A 22,093-nucleotide genomic window follows, 5' to 3' on the forward strand; every position below is an offset into this window, starting at 1 on the left:
CCATTATGATTAATTTCAAAAACAGCTTAAAAAAGCTTAACATAATACTTTTGGTTATATCGTTAGTTATATCCAGCTGTTGTATAACCAGCTGTACAGATAAAAATGAAATTGAAACACTTGCATTTCCTGTAGCTTTAGGTGTGGACCTTGATAAGGATAATAATTTTATTGTAAGCATACAAATACTCAAGGGTATGAACTCTTTAAAAACTCAAGGAACAAAACAAATACTTAAAACGGATGTTTATATGTGCTCTGGATCCACTATCTACAATGCCCTGAACAATCTTTCAAAAAAGTTGAGTATGCCAATTAAATTTTCTAACGAAAAATTCATAGTTGTTGGTCAGAATTTGGCAGAATTCAGTGTAAAACCTATCATAGACTTTTCCTTAAGATTCAGCGAAATAAGACCTACAACCCCTATACTGGTTACTCATGGCAAAGCTGAGGATATACTTAAAACACAGGTTACGGAAAATCCCATTTCAGCATATGCGATCAATTATTTAATTACAAGACAAAAATATTTAGGTTTTTCCCCCACCACAACAAATTTGGAATTTGAAAACAGTATGAACAGCCATAATCCTATAAGTACATGCGGAGTTATAGATATGGCTACAAGAAATGAAAATACTTCAACCAGCAGTTTTCTTGTGGCAGGCAGTGCAGTATTCAGGAAGGATAAACTTATTGGGTATATGAATACCGACGAAACAAGGGGCATGCAGTGGATAAAAAGTAAAATTAAGTCTGGAAACATAGTAATTTATCCCCACGATAAAGGTAAAATAAGCCTGGATATCATAAAATCCAGCAGCAAATTAAAACCATCTATCGATAACAATAAAGCAAATTTTGAAGTTTATATAAAGGCTCAGTCAAATATCTCTGAAATATCAAGCAGTACGTATAAATATATGGATTTTAACAGGGATCCTATTATTTTAGATGAATTATCCGAGGAACAAAATAAAGCCATCCACAGTGAGGTATCTGCAGCCATAAATGCAGCACAAAATAGACTTTCAGCAGATATATTTGATTTTGGAAATTTATTATATAGAGAATATCCTCACCAATGGGAAAACATAAAAAATAACTGGGACAAATTATTTCCCAATATAAATATCAAAGTAAATATTTCATCTAAAATAAACCAGACAGGTACCATATCAAAATCCATAGATGCTGGAAAGGTAAAATAACTATGAAAGAAAAAATATCAATATATCAATTTTTCATATTAATGACTATGATTCCCTATGGAACCGCCTCCCTATTTTTCTTAGCTCCTGAAGCAAAACAAGATGTCTGGATAGCCTTATTATTATATGCATTACCCGGTATACTGCTTCAAATTGTATACATAACATTATATGATAAGTATCCTAAAGATACTCTTGTAACATATATGCCTAAAATATACGGTAAATTCATAGGTAATATTTTAAGCATTATTTATATTACATTTTTTAGTTATATATCAATACGTGTATTTAGAGATCTTTTAGAGTTAACAGCTTCTTTTGCATTACGGCATACATCAAAATTAATTTTTGGTCTGGTTTTCATGATACCTATAATTTATGCAGTATATACTGGAATAGAAAACATATCAAGTTTAATTCAATTTTATTTCATAATACTGCTTACAATAAAATTAGGAAGTTTTTTTCTCATATTATTATCATCAGATGATATGTTTAAACTACAAAACTTAAAACCTGTATTGGATAATGGCATTTTAAATGTTTTAAAAAATTCCTGGCAGCTCATTACTTTTCCCTATGGAGAAACTATAGTCTTTACTATGTTATACCCATTTGTCCTTCAAAAAAATAAGATAAAAAAAGCAGCTATATTATCGATTATGGTAGATGCTTTATTATTATCATTTAACAGCATTGTATTCATCTGTACACTGGGAGTTGATTTTGCCACTCTATCCAATTTCCCATTATTCGAAACATACAGACTCATGCATATAGGTGATTTTTTGAGCAGACTTGATATACTTTTCATGATTTTATTTTTAGTGGAAGGTTTTTTCAAATTGAGTATTTTTTTATATACAGCTGTTCTAGGTGCCTCTCAAGTATTCAATTTAAAACAAAATAGATTCTTATTTATACCCTTTATTGTCCTTATTCTCTCGCTGCTGCTTGAGAAAAATTATCCACAACACATCAATATTGGACTTAATTATGTACCAAAGTATATATCCCTGCCTTTAGAAATAGTACTTCCCACTTTAACTTTAATAATCTTCTATACTAAAAATTCAATATTGAAAAAATAACTGTGGTTATGTATCTTCTGTAGTAGATATTCAAAAATTTAGCTTTTGTAATATTCTAACACATTTAGGACTTACTGCATAATATATACTAGTATATTATTTTAGAGGTGATCTAATGAGCAATATAAAGCCCGAAACTTTTAATTTCAAATCGGTTAAAGGCATTTCAACAAAACAGCTGGATGAACATTATAAATTATATATAGGCTATGTAAACGCATTAAATAAAATATGGAACACTCCTTATATACCTGGCAACTATACAGACAGCAACCCCACTTATTCAGCAATGCGAAGCTTAAAACTTGGTGAAACATATTCGTTAAATGGAGTAAAACTTCACGAACTCTATTTTCAAAATATGACCGGAGGCAATAACGCTCCTCAAGGCCCTCTACTTAATGCCATAAAGAATCAATTTTCCTCTTACGATAATTTTATCTCCTATCTTACAAATGTAGGTTTGTCTATGAGAGGTTGGGCAATATTATCCATTGATTCAATGGATAATAAACTCCATATAATAGGAAGTGATTTACACGATACTGGTGCAGTATGGATTTCCTGCCCCATATTAGTTATGGATGTTTATGAGCATGCATATTTCATGGATTTTGGAACGGACCGGAGGAAATATATTTCTACATTTATTCAAAATATAAACTGGGACATTTTAAATAACAGATTTAAAAAATATATTTCCTCAATGCAATCCATGAATATAAAACCATACAGGTACTGCCCATTGGGATATTTTCAATAAATGATTTTCTACATTTTAAAAGAGTAAACTTAGTGTTTACTCTTTATCTCTTTTATCTTTAATAATTTTTCCTTAACTTTTTTTTCAAGACCTTCGTCTGAAGGAATATAATACTGCCTATCCTTTAAATTATCTGGCAAGCACTGCATATCCACAGTCCTTTCCTTAAAATCATGGGCATATTTATAATCTTTCCCATAACCCAAATCATGCATCAATTTAGTAGGTGCATTTCTAAGATGAAGAGGAACTCCCTGTGAAATAGTGTCAAGTGCATCCTTTTTTGCACTATTATATGCCAGGTACAGGGAATTGGACTTCGGGGAAGATGCCATGTAAACCACTGCTTCAGTAAGATTTACACTACATTCAGGCATTCCTATAAAGTGAACTGCATTGTACGCAGAAACTGCAACTTCCAAGGCTCTTGGATCTGCCATTCCTATATCTTCCGATGAAAAACGTATTATCCTCCTTGCCACATATAGAGGATCCTCTCCTGATTCTAAAATTCTTGCCAGCCAATAAACTGCTGCATCTGGATCACTGTTTCTCATAGATTTGTGAAGAGCAGAAATTAAATTATAATGTTCTTCTCCATTTTTATCATATAACAGAGTTTTTTTATTAATACACTGCTCAACCACTTCTTTTGTCACATTTGAAGTGCTGATATTGTCAATACAGCTCATTATGGCAATTTCCAACACATTTAGAGCACATCTTGCATCTCCGTTGGAGTATATGGCTATCATCTGCAGTATATCATCTGTAATGTTTACTTTTAAATATCCAAATCCCCTTTTGTCCTTTATTGCTCTTTTCAATAGACTGACAATATCTCCTGTATCCAAAGAGTGAAGCACAAAAACCCTGCATCTTGATAGTAAAGCCGAGTTTATTTCAAAAGAAGGATTTTCAGTAGTGGCACCTATGAGTATTATATTTCCTTTTTCCACATGGGGAAGGAAAGCATCCTGCTGAGCTTTATTGAATCTATGAATTTCATCTATAAAAAGAATTGTCCTGATGCCAATTCTCCGATTCTTCTCTGCCATTGCCATAACTTCTTTTATTTCCTTGATGCCAGAAGTAGCAGCACTAAAGTTTATAAATTTAGCTTTGGTAATAGAGGCAATTATCATAGCCAGAGTTGTCTTGCCAACTCCAGGCGGCCCCCAGAATATCATAGAACTTATATTATCCGTATATATTAAATTTCTAAGTATTTTTCCCTCTCCTAATATATGACGTTGTCCAATATAATCTTCCAGATTCACCGGCCTGATTCTCTCTGCTAATGGAGAAGAACTTTTTTTATCAAACATTGAGTTTTGTACATAATCCATATTAAACACCTGCATTTTTAATTTAAAAAATAAATAACTATCTGTATAACATTATACTTTAAATCTAATCTATCTTCCTAATATTATAAACAGCATAAATAACCATAACTGCTCCAAGAACCTGAAGCAAGGTCATAGATTCCCCCAATATGAAAAATGAAAGCAGCATGGCTGTAGGTATTTCCAAATTTCCTATTATTGAAACTTTTAAAGAACCAATATCTTTAATTGCTGCATACAGCAAAGTTAGTGGTATTATTTCACAGACCACAGCCAATACCATAATACAGATAATGAGCTTAATGCTCAAGCCTTTGCCCAATGCTGAAACCGGGAATCTAAAAATTATCAAAGACAATAATGAAAAAATAATTGAATAGAAATTCATGGTAAGTGGATTCAATTTTTTCATGTTTTTTTCCGAGTATATATTCATAAAAGTATAAAATAATGCAGCTAAAAATCCAAATATACATCCTTTCACAGAAAGAACATCCACTTGCCTTACTAGTCCCAGAGTTAGAAAACATCCTATAAAAGCTGTAATAATAGCAAAAATTTTATTGAAATCCAGGTCCATTTTTTCAAATATCATGGAATAGATAAAGACCATTACAGGATAGGTATATAACAATATGGTTACCATGGAAACATTCAAGTAATTAAATGCCCTATAGTAAAAAACCGTCATAAGTGTATTCCCTATTACCCCCAGAATAGCTGTGTGGTAAAGATCACATCTATCTATTTTCAAAGTATTTTTATCTATTAGCAGCATGGCAAAAAACATAATTGGAATTGATATTATGTACTGCAGAATCAATATATTTATGGAATCTGCCCCTTCTGAAAAAGCAATTTTTATTATAATACCACAAGTTCCAAATAATACAGCAGATAGTGCAGAATAAAAATATCCTTTTCGCATACAACAGCTTAGATTTTTATGTAGGATACTTTATTTTTAGTCCATTTTAAAAATTTTTGAAAATCTCTGCATGAAACAACCAGTGTTGCTGTATTTACATTGGGGTGAAATCCCACCTTTTCTGCCTTGAGTATATCATTGTCAATTATTACTCTCACACATTTATCACTATCATTAATTAGCCCAAAAGGACTCACAGAACCGGGTTTTAACCCTAAATACTTTCCCAATCTTTCCTCTGAGGCAAAAGACAGGGGAGTACTTCCCAGCTGTTTAGATAATTTTTTTAAATCCGCCTGCTTTGAATCTTCTAAAACCACCAGGTAATGAACATTTCCCTTTCTATTTCTGAGAAAAAGATTTTTGGTGTGATCACCTGGAATATCTATATCCAATTCATTAACATCTTCTATAGTATAAACCGGCTTATGCTCATATTTTTCATATTCAATGCCTATTTCATTTAAAGTATCATATACTCTCTGTTCACCTTCACTAATCATATAATACCTAATTATATTTAATCAATATAATTAGGTTTTTCACCTTCCTTTCTTTATTTTTAGACATATTTTAATATTACTTATATTCTATATAATATCATAAGAAACATATTGTGCAAAATATAGTTGTTTTTTAATATATTAGATAATCATTGTAAATTTATTAACGATGCAAATTACATAAAAAAGCTGCAGTGAAATCTACCTGCAACTTTTTATAAATAACATTAGAATTAATCTACTATAGTTCCTGGATTAAGAATTCCATTGGGGTCAAATGCTTTTTTAATGCCCTTCATAATTTGAATTTCCCCTTCACTAAATTGAATATATAAATGTTTCTTTTTTGTTTTTCCAGTTCCGTGTTCCGCAGTTATTGTCCCCCCATATTTTATCGCTGTTTTATATATATCTACCATTAAATCTTCATAATAAGGAGGTATCTTGCCATTTTCGCCCATGATAAAATTATGAATATTTCCGTCTGCAATGTGCCCGAGAGATACGATGTCATTATTATATTTTTCAGCTAGTGCAGCTATATCATCAAAGAAATCAGGTACACTTGAAGGCGGAACAGCAGTATCAAGTACATCTGCCAATATCTCCTTATAAGAGTCATAGGCAGCACTTCTTATCTCCAGAATATTTCTCTGTTCTTTTGCAGTTTCTGCTATAATACTGCCCACTGAATTATATTTTTCACATATCTCCACAATTTTTTCACTATTTGAGTACAGTTCATCTTCAGTGTGCTCATCCAGCACAAACATTAAATCTATAGAACCTTCAGTTACAGGCCATATAGTACCCAGTTTTTCTGCAGTCTTTACGGCGACAATTCTATCCATATACTCTACGGCTAATGGCAGGATTCCTTCCTGCAATATTTCCGGAACCGCATCGCAGGCCTCCCTCCTTGTATTAAATGAAACAAGCAGTGTACCTGAATATTTATTTGTAGGATACAGTTTCAAGGTTGCTTTTGTAATGATTCCCAGTGTACCTTCACTTCCGATCATCATATGAAGCAAATCATAACCTGCATTGTTTTTTATAAGTTTTCCACCAAAAGTAACTATTTGACCCGTTGGAAGAACCACTTCCAGTGCCTTGACATGATTTCTCATGATTCCATGCTTTACAGCCTTTGAACCTCCGGCATTTGATGCAACCATTCCACCTATTTGTGCTCCTTCATCCCCAGGATGTATAGGAAAAAATAATTTGCTTTCTTTACTTAAAAATTTCAGTAAATCACCCAAAGTAACTCCTGACTCAACAGTTATCATTAAATTCTTTTCATCCAGTTCAACAATCTCATTGAGCCTTTCAAGAGATAAAACTATCCCTGGTTTTATTGGTATTGTTCCAGCACAAACTCCCGTAGCCCCGCCTCTGGCAACCACGGGCATCAAAATCCTATTGGCATATTTCAATATATCGGATATTTCTTCAGGAGAACCGGGTTTGACTACTACACAATCTTCTGATGCCTCAGGTCTTAATAAAGGTTCAGTTTCATCATACAGATAGCTTTGCATCTTAGACAGGTCATTTATAACCCAATCCTCTCCTACAATTTGTTTTAAATTTTCAATTACTTCACTTTCCAATATTATTGCCCCCTTTTTCAATGAACTGTTAATTTATGTTTTATTTCCACTTTCGTCTATTTCGAGGCCTGTACAATTTATCGTCAACCCTATATTTAATGCCACTGCCAGTCTAGGTGCCAGATTTCTTCCAAGACTATCGGCCTCAATATTGACAACTTAATTTTAAAGTTTAATTATAATACACTATATTATTTTTTAATTCATTACATACATTTGTGATTTCAAAATTTATGTAAACGTTTTATAAAATATATGAAAATATTTCTCTATTTAAATTCTTTTTCTTAAAATCCCTAAAAAATAGTTTACTACAAGTTTTTGTCAATGTCAATTAATATTTTAAAAATTCAGAAATATAGCATTGAGCCTCCAGTATCAAGCGATTCTTAGGTTCATGTTGAATTTTCTTTTGTTTAAATTATTTTTTATTACGCCTATCATATATGCTCTTGATATTCACAGCTATTCATAGTATTTTTAATATAATTAAGTTTTAAGATATATTTTATATTTTGTATTTACAACAATTTCAGGTTATAATATTTATATTATATCTAGGTGAAGATGGAAACAAGTAATCAAGCGTATCACAAAGAGAAACAGTGGTTGGTGTAAACTGTTTGGTGTGCTTTATGAAATACATTCCTGAACCGCAGGCTGAAATTCTTTAAGTAGGCTGAGCCGTTTAACTCTCGTTAAGAGTAAGAGATAAACAATGTATTTGTTTCTGAAATAGGGTGGTATCACGATTGAGTTTCGTCCCTTAATCGTAGGTGCTTTTTTTATTACTCTTTTAAAAATTTCAGAAATTTGCTATATGTATAATTAGGGTGGTACCACGACTAATTCGTCCCTTGGCCAGGGGCGCTTTTTTTATCCAAATTTTGCAGCTGGACACTCAACTATTGCCTATACTAACCATTAATCAAATAAAAAGGGGGCCGTAAAAATGAATATATCATTAATAATTATAATCCTTTATATATCAATGTTATTTGTAATAAGTTTTTTTGCTAGAAAAAAGGCTTTAAAGGGTGGAGAAAGTTATACTTTGGCAGGAAGGCAGTTGACAACTCCTCTTGTAACCTGCTCTCTAATAGGCCTTGCCATAGGTGGAGCTTCCACCATAGGTGTTGCTGAACAGGCGTATGATATAGGTCTGTCGGCAGGCTGGTACAATGTAGCCTGGGGTGTTGGAGCTATTCTCATGGGAATTTTAATAGCTGGTAAATATAGAGATTTTAATGTATCAACTGTGCCGGAGCTATTTGGGAAATTTTATGATGAAAAGGGAAGAATTGTTTGTGTCATATGCCAGATCATTATTCTTGTAGTAATTGTATCACTCCAATACATTGCAGGTGGATCCATTTTATCTTCACTTCTGCCTGAAGTATTTACATTAAAAACAGGTATGATAGTAAGTGCCTGTGTATTTATAAGTATAACTTTTATAGGCGGAATGTGGTCTGCAGGATTATGTAATATGTTCAATGTTCCAATAAAGTATGCAGGAATTATATTATGCACCATACTGGCGGTAGCTTCAAGAGGTGGATTGGGTAATATAAAACTACAACTTCCTGAAAATATACATTATTTCAGTCCTGTACAAGGTACCGGCATATGGATAATTTTAAGCTGGTTTCTCATTATGATTACACAGGTTATGTCCATGCAAGGACCTGTACAATTGGCTTTTGCAGCTAAAGATTCTAAAACGGCAAAAAGAGGATTTATAATAGCTGGACTGCTTATGATTCCCATAGGCTTTTTATGTGCCATAATAGGCATGGCGGCTAAAACCGCTTTTCCCGATGTAAGCGGAACTTTGGCATTACCCAAAATGATATTATCACTAAACCCTATAGCAGCAGGTTTGACTCTAGCTGCTCTGTGGGCTGCTGATGTATCCACAGCTTGTAATCTACTTTTAGGTGCATCTACATTATTCACTCAGGACATATATAAATCATTTATAAATCCAAAAATAGAGGATAAAAAACTTATTATTATGAATAAGATGTTTGTAGTTTTAATAGGCATATTAACTTTTATATTAGCTCTATCCATGTCAGGCATATTAAAAACCATATCAATAGGTTTAAGCCTCTGCACAGCTTTTACCATAGTATTTTTATTTACTGTATTTATTCCCGGATTATGCAGACGCAGTTCTGCCTTTTACACCACTTTGACGGGGATAGTAGTGCTTATTTTATGGGAAACAATACCTTCATTCAGAATTTTTCCTCATGTAATATTTATGGAATGGCTAACATGCCTTGGTACTTTTCTATTGATATCAGTACTGGACAAACGGACTATATCTATAGTTACCAAACCTAAGCCATCTAAAAATATCATCTGATTTAAATTATTTGAATATATATGTAAAAAAGCTGAAGTAAATTTTACTTCAGCTTTTTTATTAAAAATATCAATTCAGTCAATTATAGTTCCTGGATTAAGAATTTCATTGGGATCAAATACTTTTTTAATACCCTTCATAATTTGAATTTCCCTTTCAGTAAATTGAAGCGGCATATGTTTTTTCCTTGTTTTTCCCGTTCCATGTTCGGCCGTTATTGTCCCACCATATTTTATTGCCGTTTTATACATTTCCTCTTTTAATTCTTCATAATAAGAAGGCAGTTTACCATTTTCGCCCATAATAAAATTATGAATATTTCCATCGGCAATGTGCCCAAGAGACACAATATTGTTATTATATTTTTGGGCTAATTCTGTTATATCATCGAAGAAATCAGGTACAGCTGATGGAGGAACAGCTATATCAAGTGCATCTGATATATTGTCTTTATAAGGGCCATAGGCGTTACTTCTTATTTCCAGAATATTTCTCTGCTCTTTTGCAGTTTCTGCTATAATGCTGTCCACTGAATTGTATTTTTCACATATTTCTACGATTTTTTCACTATTTGAGTACAACTCATCTTCAGTGGGTTCATCCAACATGAAGATGAGATCTACAGATCCTTTATTATCCGGAGGCCATGTACTTCCAAGCTGATCTGCAGCTTTTTCTGCAACAATTCTATCCATGTATTCAACAGCCAAGGGAGTTATCCCTTCCTGCAATATTTTTGGAACAGCATCACATGCTTCTCTTCTTGTGTTAAATGAGACCAAAAGTGTACCTGTGTATTTATTTTTTGCATAGAGTTTTAAGGTTGCTTTTGTAATGATTCCCAGAGTTCCTTCATTTCCAATCATCATATGAAGCAAGTCATAGCCCATATTGTTTTTTATAAGCTTTCCCCCAAAAGTAACTATTTCTCCCGTTGGAAGAACCACTTCCAGTGCCTTGACATGATTTCTCATGATTCCATGCTTTACGGCCTTTGTACCTCCGGCATTTGTTGCAACCATTCCACCTATTTGTGCCCCCTCATCTCCTGGATGTATGGGAAAAAATAGTTTGCTTTCATTTCCCANGGCCTTTGTACCTCCGGCATTTGTTGCAACCATTCCACCTATTTGTGCCCCCTCATCTCCTGGATGTATGGGAAAAAATAGTTTGCTTTCATTTCCCAGCACTTCTAGTAAATCTGCTAAAGTAGCCCCTGCTTCAACAGTTATCATCAAATTTTTTTCATCCAGTTCAACAACTTTGTTAAGTCTTTCAAGGGATAAAACTATACCTGGCTTTACTGGTATTGCTCCGCCAACAACTCCAGTGCCACCACCTCTGGCAACCACGGGCATCAAAATTTTATTGGCATACTTTAATATATCGGATATTTCCTTGGGTGAACCAGGTTTAACCACCACACAGTCCTCTGATGCTTCAGGCCTTAATAAAGGCTCAGTTTCATCATATAGATAATTTTGCATCTTTGATAGATCATTTACAACCCAATCCTCTCCTACAATTTGTTTTAATGTTTCAATCACTTCATTTTTCAATATTATTGCCCCCTTTTTGTAAATTGTCTATTACATTCTGCTCTTGATATTATTAACTAATTCCGGTATTACTTTATACATATCATCCACTATTCCATAATCAGCTATATTGAATATGGGAGCTGACGGATCTGTATTAATTGCCACAATAAATTCCGATTCTTTCATACCAGCCAGATGCTGTGGCGCTCCTGAAATCCCACAGGCTATATATATTTTAGGTTTTACTCTGTTTCCGCTGTATCCTACCTGAAAGTCTTTAGAAATAAATCCATCATCTACAATACTTCTAGTTGCCCCAACTAAACCTCCAAGTAAATCCGCCAGTTCTTTAATCATTGTAAAATCTTCAGCTTTTCTAAGCCCTTTGCCTGCTGCCACTATTACACTGGCATCTGAAATATTTACTTCCTGTTCCTTTAATTCACTTATAACCTTTACCAGTTCATTTTCAGGTTTTATTGCATCTATCCTAATGATTTCCCCTTTATTTTGATCATTTCTTTCGCTTTCATTAAATTCCTTATATCTTACTGTAGACATTTGTGGATAAGTATCTGTCTTTATATGTGCCAATATGTTTTCACTAAAAGCAGGCCTTATTTGAATCAATTTTCCATCTTCATCTATTTCAAGTCCTGTACAGTCTGCTGTCAGCCCTGTATTTAATGCTGCTGCCAGTCTCGGCGCCAGAGATCTTCCAAGGCTGGTGGCCCCAATAAGGAAAATTTCCGGCTTAATTTTATCTACAAGCTTCACTAAATTTATTTTATAAACTAACTCTTCAGGCTCATTGAATATTTCATCTTCTATATAGAAAACTTTATCCGCACCTCTGTATATCAACTCTTCAGCCTTTATTCCTCCTTGCCCCAGAAGTACACTGTACACAGGAGCATTTAACTTATCTGCAAGTTTCCTGGCTTTCCCAAGAAGTTCATAACTGACTTTATGAATTTGTCCTTTTTTCTGTTCTGCAAATACCAATACACCATTATATTCCTTTTTCATATTGTCAATCCACCACCTTTTTTTCTTTAAATATGTTAACAAGCCCTTCTACCGCCTGAGGAATATTTTCCCTGTAGATTTTTCCTTCCCTTTTCGATATTTGGGGAACTTCTATTTTTTTAACTTTTGTAGGTGATCCATTAAAACCTACTTTATTTATATCTAAATTTTCTTTTAAATCCTCAAATTTTATAATTTTTATTTCAGCTTTTCTCGCCTTCATCTTATTTTTAAAGGATGGAAGTCTTGGAACATTTATATCCTTGGTAACTGTAATAAGTGCAGGTAATTTTATACTTTTTAAATATGTTCCCTCCCATATTTCTGAGCACACTTTAATTTCACTTTCATTTATGTCCTGAACTTTACTTATATAACTTCCATGGGGTATATTTAAAAATTCTGCAACTTCAGGTCCAATTTGACCTGTATCCCCATCTACCGTTTTTTCTCCAGCAATTATTAAATCATAACTTCCTATTTTTTGAATTGCACTGGACAATATGGTGGATGTAGCCTTAGTATCTGATCCTCCAAATTTTGCATCACTAATAAGTATCCCCTGTTTTGCTCCTCTTGCAATGCATTCTTTCAAAGCCTCCTGGGCACTTGGCGGTCCCATACTTACAGCTGTAACAGTTGAATCAATTTTCTCACTTATCTGCACCGCTGCTTCCAGTGCATTTAAATCAAAGGGATTAATTTCTGTACCAGCAGATTTACGATCTACCACTCCCTTTTCACTATCAAATTTTACTTTTTCCATATCCGGCACCTGTTTAATTAAAACTATGATATTCATATAATAAACCTCCATCTCTTCTATAGTCTTAATAATATCGCGGTTGATATATTATTATGTCTATATAAATTGCACAATTAACATGCAATATTAATAAGTCTTCCAAATTAAAAGCATAAAAAAAACAGCTCTTTTTCGCTGGGGCGAAAAAGTCTGTCGCGGTACCACCCAATTTTATACTCAATTCACATAACGGTCTACGTAAAAACCGGCTCAGCTTACTAAAATCTTCAGCCTGCAGCTCCTGGGTGAGTTTCAATATGTTCATCTATGGGCTTCCACCTCATCCCACTCTCTTTAAAATATACACATATTTACTTAGTCCTATCAAAGCTTTTGTTCGTTAAATGGTAGTTTACTATAGATTTTTGTCAATGTCAATAAATTTTTTTAAATTTTATAATTATATTTTAAAGCATCTTCCAACTCTAATTTTTTCTATGCACTGAAAGTTTGTATGTATTATATCTTTCATATAGATTTCACTTTTTTGAAAGACCCCTGTATGCGTCTCCCAATCTTTTTATAAATCTATTATTAGCATAATATTTTCCTTTATTCTATTCTGTAATGTAATGGTTTTCTTTTCCACATTATTATGGTTCACTTTATAAAAACTTGAGTTTTGGCATACATTAATGGTATAATAAAAAACATTAGTAAGTTTTAAATTAAATTTTAAAGCTTAATAACCATTTAAGGGGGAAAATAAATTGAATAAAAAAACCTTATCTGTTATTATGACTTTTGTATTAATCATAATGACATGCGGAAATGTTTTTGCTACATCATCTGCAGATACGTCAAATGAATTAAAACAAACTCAGGATAACAAAAGGCAATTGGAAGCAAAAGTGGGGAATTTAAATGATCAAATCAATGGAGTAATACAAAAAATTGATAAAAATAAAGCAGATATGAATGAGATTGCTAAAAACATCAAAAACACACAAGTCAAATTGGAAACTGCAAAAAATAATTCCCTATCCCAAAATAACCTTTTCAAAAAAAGGATACGAGCTATGTATGTAAATGGCACCGATGGATATCTTGAAATGGTATTGTCTTCCAAAGATTTAAGTGATTTTCTATCTAGAATTGATACTGTTACAAGAGTTATAAAATTTGATAACGACATTATTGCCAAACTAAAGCAAAATGAACTGGCTATAGAAACAGAAAAGAAAACTTTAAATGATGAAAATAACAGGTTACAATCTTTAAGAACAGGTAATGAAGTTATTCTAGTCAAATTGAATAACGATATAAAACAACAAAAAGAACTTCTTTCTAAAGAGACATCAAAGGAACAACAATTAATAGCTGCGCAAAATTCTCAAGTTAAACAAGCTTCTCATCCTACTATCATTGCTACGGCTAACACTACTGGTAGTAATCAAACTTTATCTCGTGGAGGTTCAGGCGCTGTTTCTTCTTCTAGAGTTCTCAGCATGCAGGCAACTGCATATACCGGTGATGGTATTACAGCATCAGGTTCTCCTACTAAAAGAGACCCAAACAGTTACAGTACTATAGCTGTAGATCCTAGAGTTATACCTATTGGTACTAGAGTTTATGTAGAAGGATACGGTTATGCTATTGCAGCGGATATTGGCGGTGCCATAAAGGGAAATAGAATAGACTTATTCGTACCTTCCCAATCTGAAGCCCAAAGTTGGGGTATAAGATCCGTTAATGTATACGTACTTAATTAAAAATTTAAAGTAATAGATTATAGAGTATACGTATACAGATATACTTTTCTCGGGTTACGTTCACAATAGAAAATACCAGCGGCGCAAGGATAATTATAAACCTTTGTCAATTACACTACAAGAAAAAATCCATCTAGAATTTAATTCTAGATGGATTTTTTAAATTCATCAAATATTATTTGGAACATACAGTATTTTTACTACATTTTTTTTCATATCTACTGTACATTGCAAGTGCTACCAGTGTAAAGAATAGTGGTCCTGCTATCATCCAAATAGTATCTCCTAAGTTTCCAACCGTAGCTGGCTCAATTATTGTAAAGAAATTAGCAAACCCTACTGTAAATGTAACTAATATAGTGCAAATCCAGGTTAAAGATTTACTCTTATAAATTTCAAAAGGTTTTACTATTTCCTTTTTATTCTTAAAAGCTATGAATGCGCCGGACAGGAACATATAAGGTAAAGTCATTGCCACATTAGTCATCAAAACAAGTCTTGAGAAAAATTTAGCAGCAGCATCTCCACCAAATGATACTAATGCTACAAATACTATTACTGTTATACATTGTACCCACATAGCATTTATAGGCATTCCATTCTTGACTTCTGCCATTTTTCCCGGCCATAATTCCTTAGGTGTACCTTCTATAATCTGTTTTAATGGCGAATAGCACAGAGTAAAGAAAGCTCCTGTTAAGGCCAAGAACATGGACAATCCTACAAATCTAGCTACCCAAGCTCCCATAGTAAGAGAAGCAGCTTGGCTCATATTTAAGCTTTGTCCCAATTGATACCCTAAGTTTTGCATAACTACATAGGCAGCATTGGCCATGTGAACTCCTTTTTGTGATAATACATCATTCCAATTAGTAAATATACCGCATAAAAATATACCTAATGAGTACCCTACTGCAATAATTAAAGCTGCTATAGTAACTCCCTTTGGGAAAGTCACTTCAGCTTTCTCTGTCTGATCAACTAATCCCCCAGTTACCTCAATCCCACCATAAGCAAATATTGCAAAAACTAAAAAAGATAACATTCCAATTGGTGATTGATATTCCGGATTAGGAGATTTTACAAAAGATTGCGATGAAGCAACTGCCTCTGCTAGATGACCTCCATTTGCTATAAGTATAATTAATGCTCCAATTAATAATACTACATTTAGAATTACAACTGCCGTACCTCCTACTGAAGTTACTTTTGTTATCTTGTCCAATCCTTTTGAGGCTGTAAACGTTACGAGTAATATCCAAATTATTCCCAATATTCCTATGGTCTGGGTGGAGTTTAACCCAAAAATCCCCCACGTAGAAGTTACATCTTTTCCAAATATGGCATTTGAAAATGGAATCCATATTGTAGAGCATATGTTTACCATCCACACTATATAAGAAGCAAACCACATAAATGTCCCTATAAAAGCATATTTAGGGCCTACGGATTTCTCCATCCATGAATAGATTCCACCCCTCTCATTTTTAAATGCGGCACCATATTCAGACATCATAAAAGCAAATGGTATAAAAAATGTAATTGCAGATAAAATATACCATGGAATTGCTCCATATCCCATCAGATAAAACGATCTAGGCATGTTGGCAAATCCGAACACAGAAGTGAAGATCATTAATATTAGAGAAACAAGCGTCAATTTCTTGGTTTCGGTTACATCTGATGCCATTCTTTCTCCTCCTTTTTTAAGATACTATATTAAATTTTATATTATTTCTACTTCAATATTATTATATCTCCTAATATTTTTTTTGCAATACTTAATTTAAATTAAGTATTGCAAAATGTTTTTCCATGGATTTTTATTCCTTAAAAAAGGTTTTTTGATGTTTAGCATCAATAAAATTTCTTCATTGTGAATATTATGTCAATTTTTAAATTTAACATGATATTCATCTTATTTGTATTACTTTAGTACATTTGAAATCATATATTTATAAAGTTTAGGAACTACATTAAAGGAATAAGGCACATTTATCCTCTCAGTATATTTATGCAGATCTTTTCCAGAACCTCCAAAAACTATTACAGGAATATCAATTTTTTTTAGTTCATCTATAGGAAGTTCGTAGATTATATCATAGCCAACTATATTTGAGATAAGGCTGTTCACTGAACTATTTGCACCAATGCCTGTATAACTTGCATCGGATATACCCATAAAAAAATTAGTTTTTATAATTTCTTCATGTAATTCTCTTTCCGCATATTCAATAGTTCTATCCACGGCACCTATAAATTTACCACTTCTACTATCTTCATTTTTTAAATATTTATGCGGATAATAAGGTGGAATGATGGAAATTATTATCATCGGCTTTTTTTCTTTATATAGCTCATATGTCTCTCTCACTATATTTATGGCTATAGTTTGATTATCTTTTTTTTCATCTTTCCACGTACTAATTTTTTTTCTTATATAACTGTCAAAATTTTTATAGTTGCTTTTAACTTCAGAAAGAATATCACTATAAGTCATAACACAGGGGTAAACAGATTCAAATCTTAATTGTCTAGAGGATTTTTTTGCAAACTCATCTCTTTTTTTTGAAAGGTTATCCAATACATTTAAAAATGCCTCATGGGCTAGGCTTTTTAAGTCTCCGATAAATTTTTCATATCCCATTTTAAGTGTCAATACATTATAATAAGCTGCGGCGTAAAGAGGGCTCTGAACTGAATAGAGTTCTTTTAAATCCATCTGTTTTAAGCACATGGGTGGTGGAGTTACAGCATCATAGGCATCATCTGAAAAATCTTCATTACATTCCAGTAATCTGTTTATTTCGGACACCATTAGATTAGGATTTAATCCATTTAAAGATTCACCTACATGGGTTTCTTTTCCCACACAAAAAAACAGAGGCATAATTTTACCTACACTACCTATGTACAATCTTTTACTAACTTTTTCTTCCCTTTCAGGTATACTTGGTTCAGATATTATCATGCCACAGTAATTATATTTTCTCTCTTCTCTTAATTTAAGAAGAAAGGGTACTGCTGAAATCATACCTTCAGAATTACTTTCTTCCCCCGGGACCACCAAAAACAATAAATTCCCCTTGAAATTTCTATTCACACTGAACTCCCTTAAAAGTTCAATGTTAAGTGCTATTCCAAATTTCATATCTGCGGTTCCTCTTCCAAATACCCAATCTCCAGATTTAATATCCGCTCTAGTATCCTCATCCAAATCCAATTCTGAAATTCTTTCTGTACACCTTTCTACATCAAAAGCTGCGGATTTCAAATGTCCAAATTCCTCTACTCCCACCACATCTAAATGTCCTGATAAAATCAATGAGTTTTCAGAATATTCTTTTCCATTTACCACTGCCCATATAAAACTTCTTCCAAATGGATCATTTTCAATTTTTACCTTACCAGCATTATGGGTATTTTCCTTGAAATAAGGTATCTCTAAAAGTTTTTCATATATTTTCTCTGCTATAAAACTTTCCTGCCTTGTGCCAGATATACTTGGTATAGCCACAAGCTCTTTCATTGTATTATAAACATCTTTTTGAAAACTCATTTTTTAGTCCCCCTTTTCCTCATATCCATTGCATATTTGTCCATTGCTTAATTCTCCTGTCATAGATTAATTATACATAATTTTTATATACTTCATAAATTCACCAATGTAATATATCAGACTAAATGAAAGTGTCATACAAATATTTATTCATAATTACATATGATCATTTTTAGATCCCTGGAAAAAGTTATTTTTTTTCTATTTAGAAATAAATTTTTTCTAATAAATTTGTTCTTTTAATATTAACCTTTCAAATTTTAGCGATAAAATTTATTTTTTTATGCACGTTTATAGTTAATCTATCAGTCTAATTCATACAAACTTTTTCTTACTTCAGCCTCGTAACTCTTGTCAATAAGAATTATTAAATAATCTCCTGCCCAAATAACTGTATCACCTTTTGGTATTATTTCTTTTTCACCTCTTTTTAATGCTACAATTAAACAATGAGGTGGAAACGTCACATTCTTTATTTTCTTTCCACAAATATCTGAATTGATATGAACTACAGTCTCAACTATAGTTTTTTTGTTATCTTCTATTTTACATCCTGTATTTTTATTCAATATCCTACCTAAAAGAAGTTCATATACAGGTTTAGAATTTAACATGTCCGAAAATATATAAGCAACTATACTTACCACAGAAACGGATAAAAGATTAGTAAAAGCTCCAGTCATTTCTGTAATAAGTACAATACCTGTAATAGGAGATTTTACAACTGATGAGAAATATCCAGCCATGCCAAGTATTATCAAATTATTTATATACTGTGAATTAAATCCAAAAGCTACATGAATAATATTGCCATAGATACTGCCTATAAGCGCCCCGATGACCAAAAGTGGTAAAAATATTCCACCTGGAGTGCCTGATCCATAAGATGACATTGTGAACAAGAACTTCCCCACCAATATTACAATCATCATCTGTATAGTCATATTTGAATTTGCAAGAGCAGAAACTAAATCATGCCCTCCTCCAAGTACCTGTGGTAAAACAAGTCCCATGACTCCAGCTATTAAAAAAGCTATTATGGGTTTTCTCTTTACAGTAAGCCATTTCTTACTATTATAAATATCCTGGGATTTTAAAAGTGCCTTATTAAATAGAACTCCGCATAAAGCTAAAATTATTCCAAACAGCACTATATAACTATAATTTTTTAGAGGCATTACCTTTATATAGTTAAAATTAAAAACAGGTGACATTCCCAGCAATTGCTTAGCTATAAAATCAGAAATGATAGATGCTGAAAAGGCGGAAATTAGAATTTTAGATGAGAAATTTTTATGAATTTCCTCCAACGCAAAAATACACCCTGCAAGAGGTGCATTAAAAGCAGCTGCAAGCCCTGCGCTAGCACCGCTGGTTATTAAAAACTTTTCTTCTAAATCAGTTCCTTTAAATAGTCTGCCAATACCCTGTCCTACCGCTGCTCCTATTTGTATTGAAGGTCCTTCTCTTCCCAAAGATAGCCCTGCCCCAATGGCTATAACTCCTGCCATAAATTTTTTTAGTATTACTTTGTACCAATTCATCCTAAGCTTTCCTATTAAAATACCTTCTACCTGTGGTATACCACTGCCAGCTACCATTGAATCACTTTGAACTATACATCCCACTACATAACCTGCAGTTATAAGAACAACAGTAAATACTGGAATAAGCCAAAAATTTTTAAGTTCCATACTATAAATAAAATGAGCAGCTATAAGTGATTTTTCTAAAAGATATCTGTAGAATACTGTTATAAATCCTGCGAAAATACCCACCAGCATACTTTTTAAAATTATTTTTATCTTAAAATTATACCAAACCTCTATTGTATTTACAGTATTGCTCTTCATTAATAACTCTCCTAAAGCTCAAATTGTAAATTTCGCTGTCTTTCACATTATTATCTCTTAAAAAATAGCCTATTTGTTTTCAATATATCCCAGGGCTTCCGATATTTCTGAAGCAGATTCAATTACAGATGCAGTTTTTTCTTTAACATCTTTACTTAAAAGTCTATTTATGGGCCCGGTCATAGATAATGCGGCAAGGACTTTTCCATCAGCAAAAAACACAGGTGTAGCTATAGCTCCCAGCCCCTTTTCTCTTTCACCCCTGCTTATAGCATATTTATTTTTACGTACTTGTTCTAAAGTATCTTTTAAAGTATCATCATAATCTTCTACCAGTTCTTTTACTTGAGCTTCAGGTAGATCAGCAAGCAATATCTTTCCCGGTGCGCCCTTTTCTAAAGGCAATATACTTCCAATATTCATAACCAATCTTAAACTCTGTTTTGATTCAACTCTTTGTACACAAACACGTTTATTACCATTTCTCACATACATAGTAACACTTTCATTAAATTTATCACGCAATTCTACCATATACGGAAATGCAATCTGAGTAAATTCTTTTTTAAAATATTTCAAACTAATATTGCCTAGTTTGACAATTAAAGCACCTAAATAATATTTTTTATTTACTGGATTTCTTTCCAAATAACCTCTTTTCTGAAGCGTACCAATAAGCCTGTGAACCGTACTAGGAGATAAATTAATTTTATTTGAAATTTCCATTAACGATAATTCTATACCGTCAAAAATAAAGCACTCCAATATATCAAAAGCCCTTTCTATTGATCTGGTACTTGAATTTCCATCTGCCATATTAATTCACTCCTTAAATTACAAGTATTTTATCTCAATTTTCCAACTATTACTATATCATTCATGTCTATTTGTGTCAAGTTATAGTTCTTAATTCTGCTATTAGCTACAATCTGATAAATACTTGAATTTTAGCCGGTTCATCATGTCAATTAGCTATTTCTCAACAACTAATTTGAAAACTCCATTTTTTCCACCCTGCATTCCCTTAGGAAGAGAAATCTCAACCTGTACTTTTTCTTCAGGTACAACTTTATAATTTTCAATTCTCAACCAGCAATCATGTCCTGGTAAAACACGATTTGCAGTATTTTTTATTCTGGATATACTTTGTTTACTGTCCTCATCATTTAAAGACATATCCACTTTCTCCGTCGATAACTCTATCCTGTTTTTTACTGCATCGCCGGCAATAACCCACTTTTCATTATCTGCATCCAGTACTAGAGACATTCCACCAGGTGTATGTCCTGGAGTAAATATAGCTTTCATACCGAGATAAATCCCTTCTCCATCTTGGGATATCATAATTTTTCTTCTGTTTTTCAAATATTCTACAGATTCTGCTGCTGTAAAAATATCATCCTCTGTAGTAGCATATTTCCATTCTGTTTCACTTATAATAAATTTTGCATTTGGGAATAAAGATGCATTTCCACAATGATCAAAATGCAAATGGCTTAAAAAAATTGTGTCTATTTCTTTTGGTCCTACAGACAAATTTTTGAGTGAATTCAAAAGATTTGGTCTAACTCCCTGTGCACCTGTATCAAACAATATATTTCTATCTTTGGTACGTATAAGCACGACATTACTCCAGCCCAGTGCACTTATGTTTGACTTACCAGGAAATGCATTGCATAATATATCCAACTTAAAATTCATATATATACCCCCATGTTTTTAAATATACTCTATTTTAAAATTATTATCTATG

General features: G+C 32.7%; 17 protein-coding genes and 2 other annotated features. Of the genes, 5 read left to right on the forward strand and 12 right to left on the reverse strand.

Annotated features, from left to right (window positions below; genetic code table 11):
• Nucleotides 1-5 precede the first annotated feature (5 nt).
• The 3 genes from AB8U03_RS07890 (at nt 6) to AB8U03_RS07900 (ending at nt 3,071) form a co-directional block, all read left to right on the forward strand.
• The gene (locus tag AB8U03_RS07890; protein ID WP_369704004.1) at nt 6-1,214 is read left to right on the forward strand and encodes a Ger(x)C family spore germination protein; all 1,209 of its coding nucleotides are present in this window, start codon (nt 6-8) and stop codon (nt 1,212-1,214) included.
• 2 nt (nt 1,215-1,216) lie between these two features.
• Nucleotides 1,217-2,308, forward strand: coding sequence for a GerAB/ArcD/ProY family transporter (locus AB8U03_RS07895; protein ID WP_369704005.1), 1,092 nt, complete (start codon nt 1,217-1,219; stop codon nt 2,306-2,308).
• Between the two features lie 115 nt (nt 2,309-2,423).
• Entirely contained in the window at nt 2,424-3,071 is a 648-nt protein-coding gene (locus tag AB8U03_RS07900) for a superoxide dismutase (protein ID WP_369704006.1), read from the forward strand.
• A gap of 29 nt (nt 3,072-3,100) precedes the next feature.
• Here the strand turns inward: AB8U03_RS07900 and AB8U03_RS07905 are convergent, their stop codons facing one another.
• The 4 genes from AB8U03_RS07905 to AB8U03_RS07920 form a co-directional block, all read right to left on the reverse strand.
• Nucleotides 3,101-4,420 (reverse strand): replication-associated recombination protein A, encoded by a 1,320-nt coding sequence (locus AB8U03_RS07905; RefSeq protein ID WP_369704007.1) that lies wholly within the window; start codon nt 4,418-4,420, stop codon nt 3,101-3,103.
• A 64-nt stretch (nt 4,421-4,484) separates the two neighbouring features.
• The gene (locus AB8U03_RS07910; protein ID WP_369704008.1) at nt 4,485-5,348 is read right to left on the reverse strand and encodes a DMT family transporter; all 864 of its coding nucleotides are present in this window, start codon (nt 5,346-5,348) and stop codon (nt 4,485-4,487) included.
• 8 nt (nt 5,349-5,356) lie between these two features.
• Nucleotides 5,357-5,848 (reverse strand): prolyl-tRNA synthetase associated domain-containing protein, encoded by a 492-nt coding sequence (locus AB8U03_RS07915; RefSeq protein ID WP_369704117.1) that lies wholly within the window; start codon nt 5,846-5,848, stop codon nt 5,357-5,359.
• Between the two features lie 236 nt (nt 5,849-6,084).
• Nucleotides 6,085-7,467 carry an FAD-binding oxidoreductase gene (locus AB8U03_RS07920; RefSeq protein ID WP_369704009.1) on the reverse strand — a complete coding sequence of 461 codons (1,383 nt, stop codon included), beginning with the start codon at nt 7,465-7,467 and terminating at the stop codon, nt 6,085-6,087.
• A 555-nt stretch (nt 7,468-8,022) separates the two neighbouring features.
• Nucleotides 8,023-8,237 (forward strand) — a binding site (T-box leader).
• A gap of 182 nt (nt 8,238-8,419) precedes the next feature.
• Here AB8U03_RS07920 and AB8U03_RS07925 point away from each other — a divergent pair.
• Nucleotides 8,420-9,841 (forward strand): sodium:solute symporter family protein, encoded by a 1,422-nt coding sequence (locus AB8U03_RS07925; protein ID WP_369704010.1) that lies wholly within the window; start codon nt 8,420-8,422, stop codon nt 9,839-9,841.
• Nucleotides 9,842-9,915: 74 nt separating this feature from the next.
• On the opposite strand, the gene AB8U03_RS07930 is transcribed toward AB8U03_RS07925, so the two are convergent.
• Genes AB8U03_RS07930 through AB8U03_RS07940 form a run of 3 tightly spaced genes read right to left on the reverse strand, consistent with a single transcriptional unit; the run spans nt 9,916 to nt 13,213 of the window.
• The gene (locus AB8U03_RS07930) at nt 9,916-11,400 is read right to left on the reverse strand and encodes an FAD-binding oxidoreductase (protein ID WP_369704011.1); all 1,485 of its coding nucleotides are present in this window, start codon (nt 11,398-11,400) and stop codon (nt 9,916-9,918) included.
• Nucleotides 11,401-11,430: 30 nt separating this feature from the next.
• Entirely contained in the window at nt 11,431-12,411 is a 981-nt protein-coding gene (locus AB8U03_RS07935; RefSeq protein ID WP_369704012.1) for an electron transfer flavoprotein subunit alpha/FixB family protein, read from the reverse strand.
• Between the two features lie 4 nt (nt 12,412-12,415).
• Nucleotides 12,416-13,213, reverse strand: coding sequence for an electron transfer flavoprotein subunit beta/FixA family protein (locus AB8U03_RS07940; protein ID WP_369704013.1), 798 nt, complete (start codon nt 13,211-13,213; stop codon nt 12,416-12,418).
• A 136-nt stretch (nt 13,214-13,349) separates the two neighbouring features.
• Nucleotides 13,350-13,553: a binding site (T-box leader), on the reverse strand.
• 373 nt (nt 13,554-13,926) lie between these two features.
• On the opposite strand from AB8U03_RS07940, the gene AB8U03_RS07945 reads away from it, so the two are divergent.
• A complete protein-coding gene (locus AB8U03_RS07945) occupies nt 13,927-14,928 on the forward strand; it encodes a 3D domain-containing protein (protein ID WP_369704014.1) in 1,002 nt (333 codons plus the stop codon).
• A 175-nt stretch (nt 14,929-15,103) separates the two neighbouring features.
• On the opposite strand, the gene yjeM is transcribed toward AB8U03_RS07945, so the two are convergent.
• The 5 genes from yjeM to AB8U03_RS07970 all read right to left on the reverse strand — a co-directional run bounded on the left by yjeM (nt 15,104) and on the right by AB8U03_RS07970 (nt 22,041).
• A complete protein-coding gene (yjeM, locus tag AB8U03_RS07950) occupies nt 15,104-16,618 on the reverse strand; it encodes a glutamate/gamma-aminobutyrate family transporter YjeM (protein WP_369704015.1) in 1,515 nt (504 codons plus the stop codon).
• Between the two features lie 237 nt (nt 16,619-16,855).
• Entirely contained in the window at nt 16,856-18,487 is a 1,632-nt protein-coding gene (locus AB8U03_RS07955; protein WP_369704016.1) for a M20/M25/M40 family metallo-hydrolase, read from the reverse strand.
• Nucleotides 18,488-18,792: 305 nt separating this feature from the next.
• Nucleotides 18,793-20,340: a ClC family H(+)/Cl(-) exchange transporter gene (locus AB8U03_RS07960; RefSeq protein ID WP_369704017.1), complete on the reverse strand. Its 1,548-nt coding sequence runs from the start codon at nt 20,338-20,340 to the stop codon at nt 18,793-18,795.
• A 69-nt stretch (nt 20,341-20,409) separates the two neighbouring features.
• Nucleotides 20,410-21,156 carry an IclR family transcriptional regulator gene (locus AB8U03_RS07965; RefSeq protein ID WP_369704018.1) on the reverse strand — a complete coding sequence of 249 codons (747 nt, stop codon included), beginning with the start codon at nt 21,154-21,156 and terminating at the stop codon, nt 20,410-20,412.
• Between the two features lie 156 nt (nt 21,157-21,312).
• Nucleotides 21,313-22,041: an N-acyl homoserine lactonase family protein gene (locus AB8U03_RS07970; protein WP_369704019.1), complete on the reverse strand. Its 729-nt coding sequence runs from the start codon at nt 22,039-22,041 to the stop codon at nt 21,313-21,315.
• Nucleotides 22,042-22,093 lie beyond the last annotated feature (52 nt).

The organism is Clostridium moutaii (assembly GCF_041205085.1).
Taxonomy (GTDB): Bacteria; Bacillota; Clostridia; order Clostridiales; family Clostridiaceae; genus Clostridium_B; species Clostridium_B moutaii.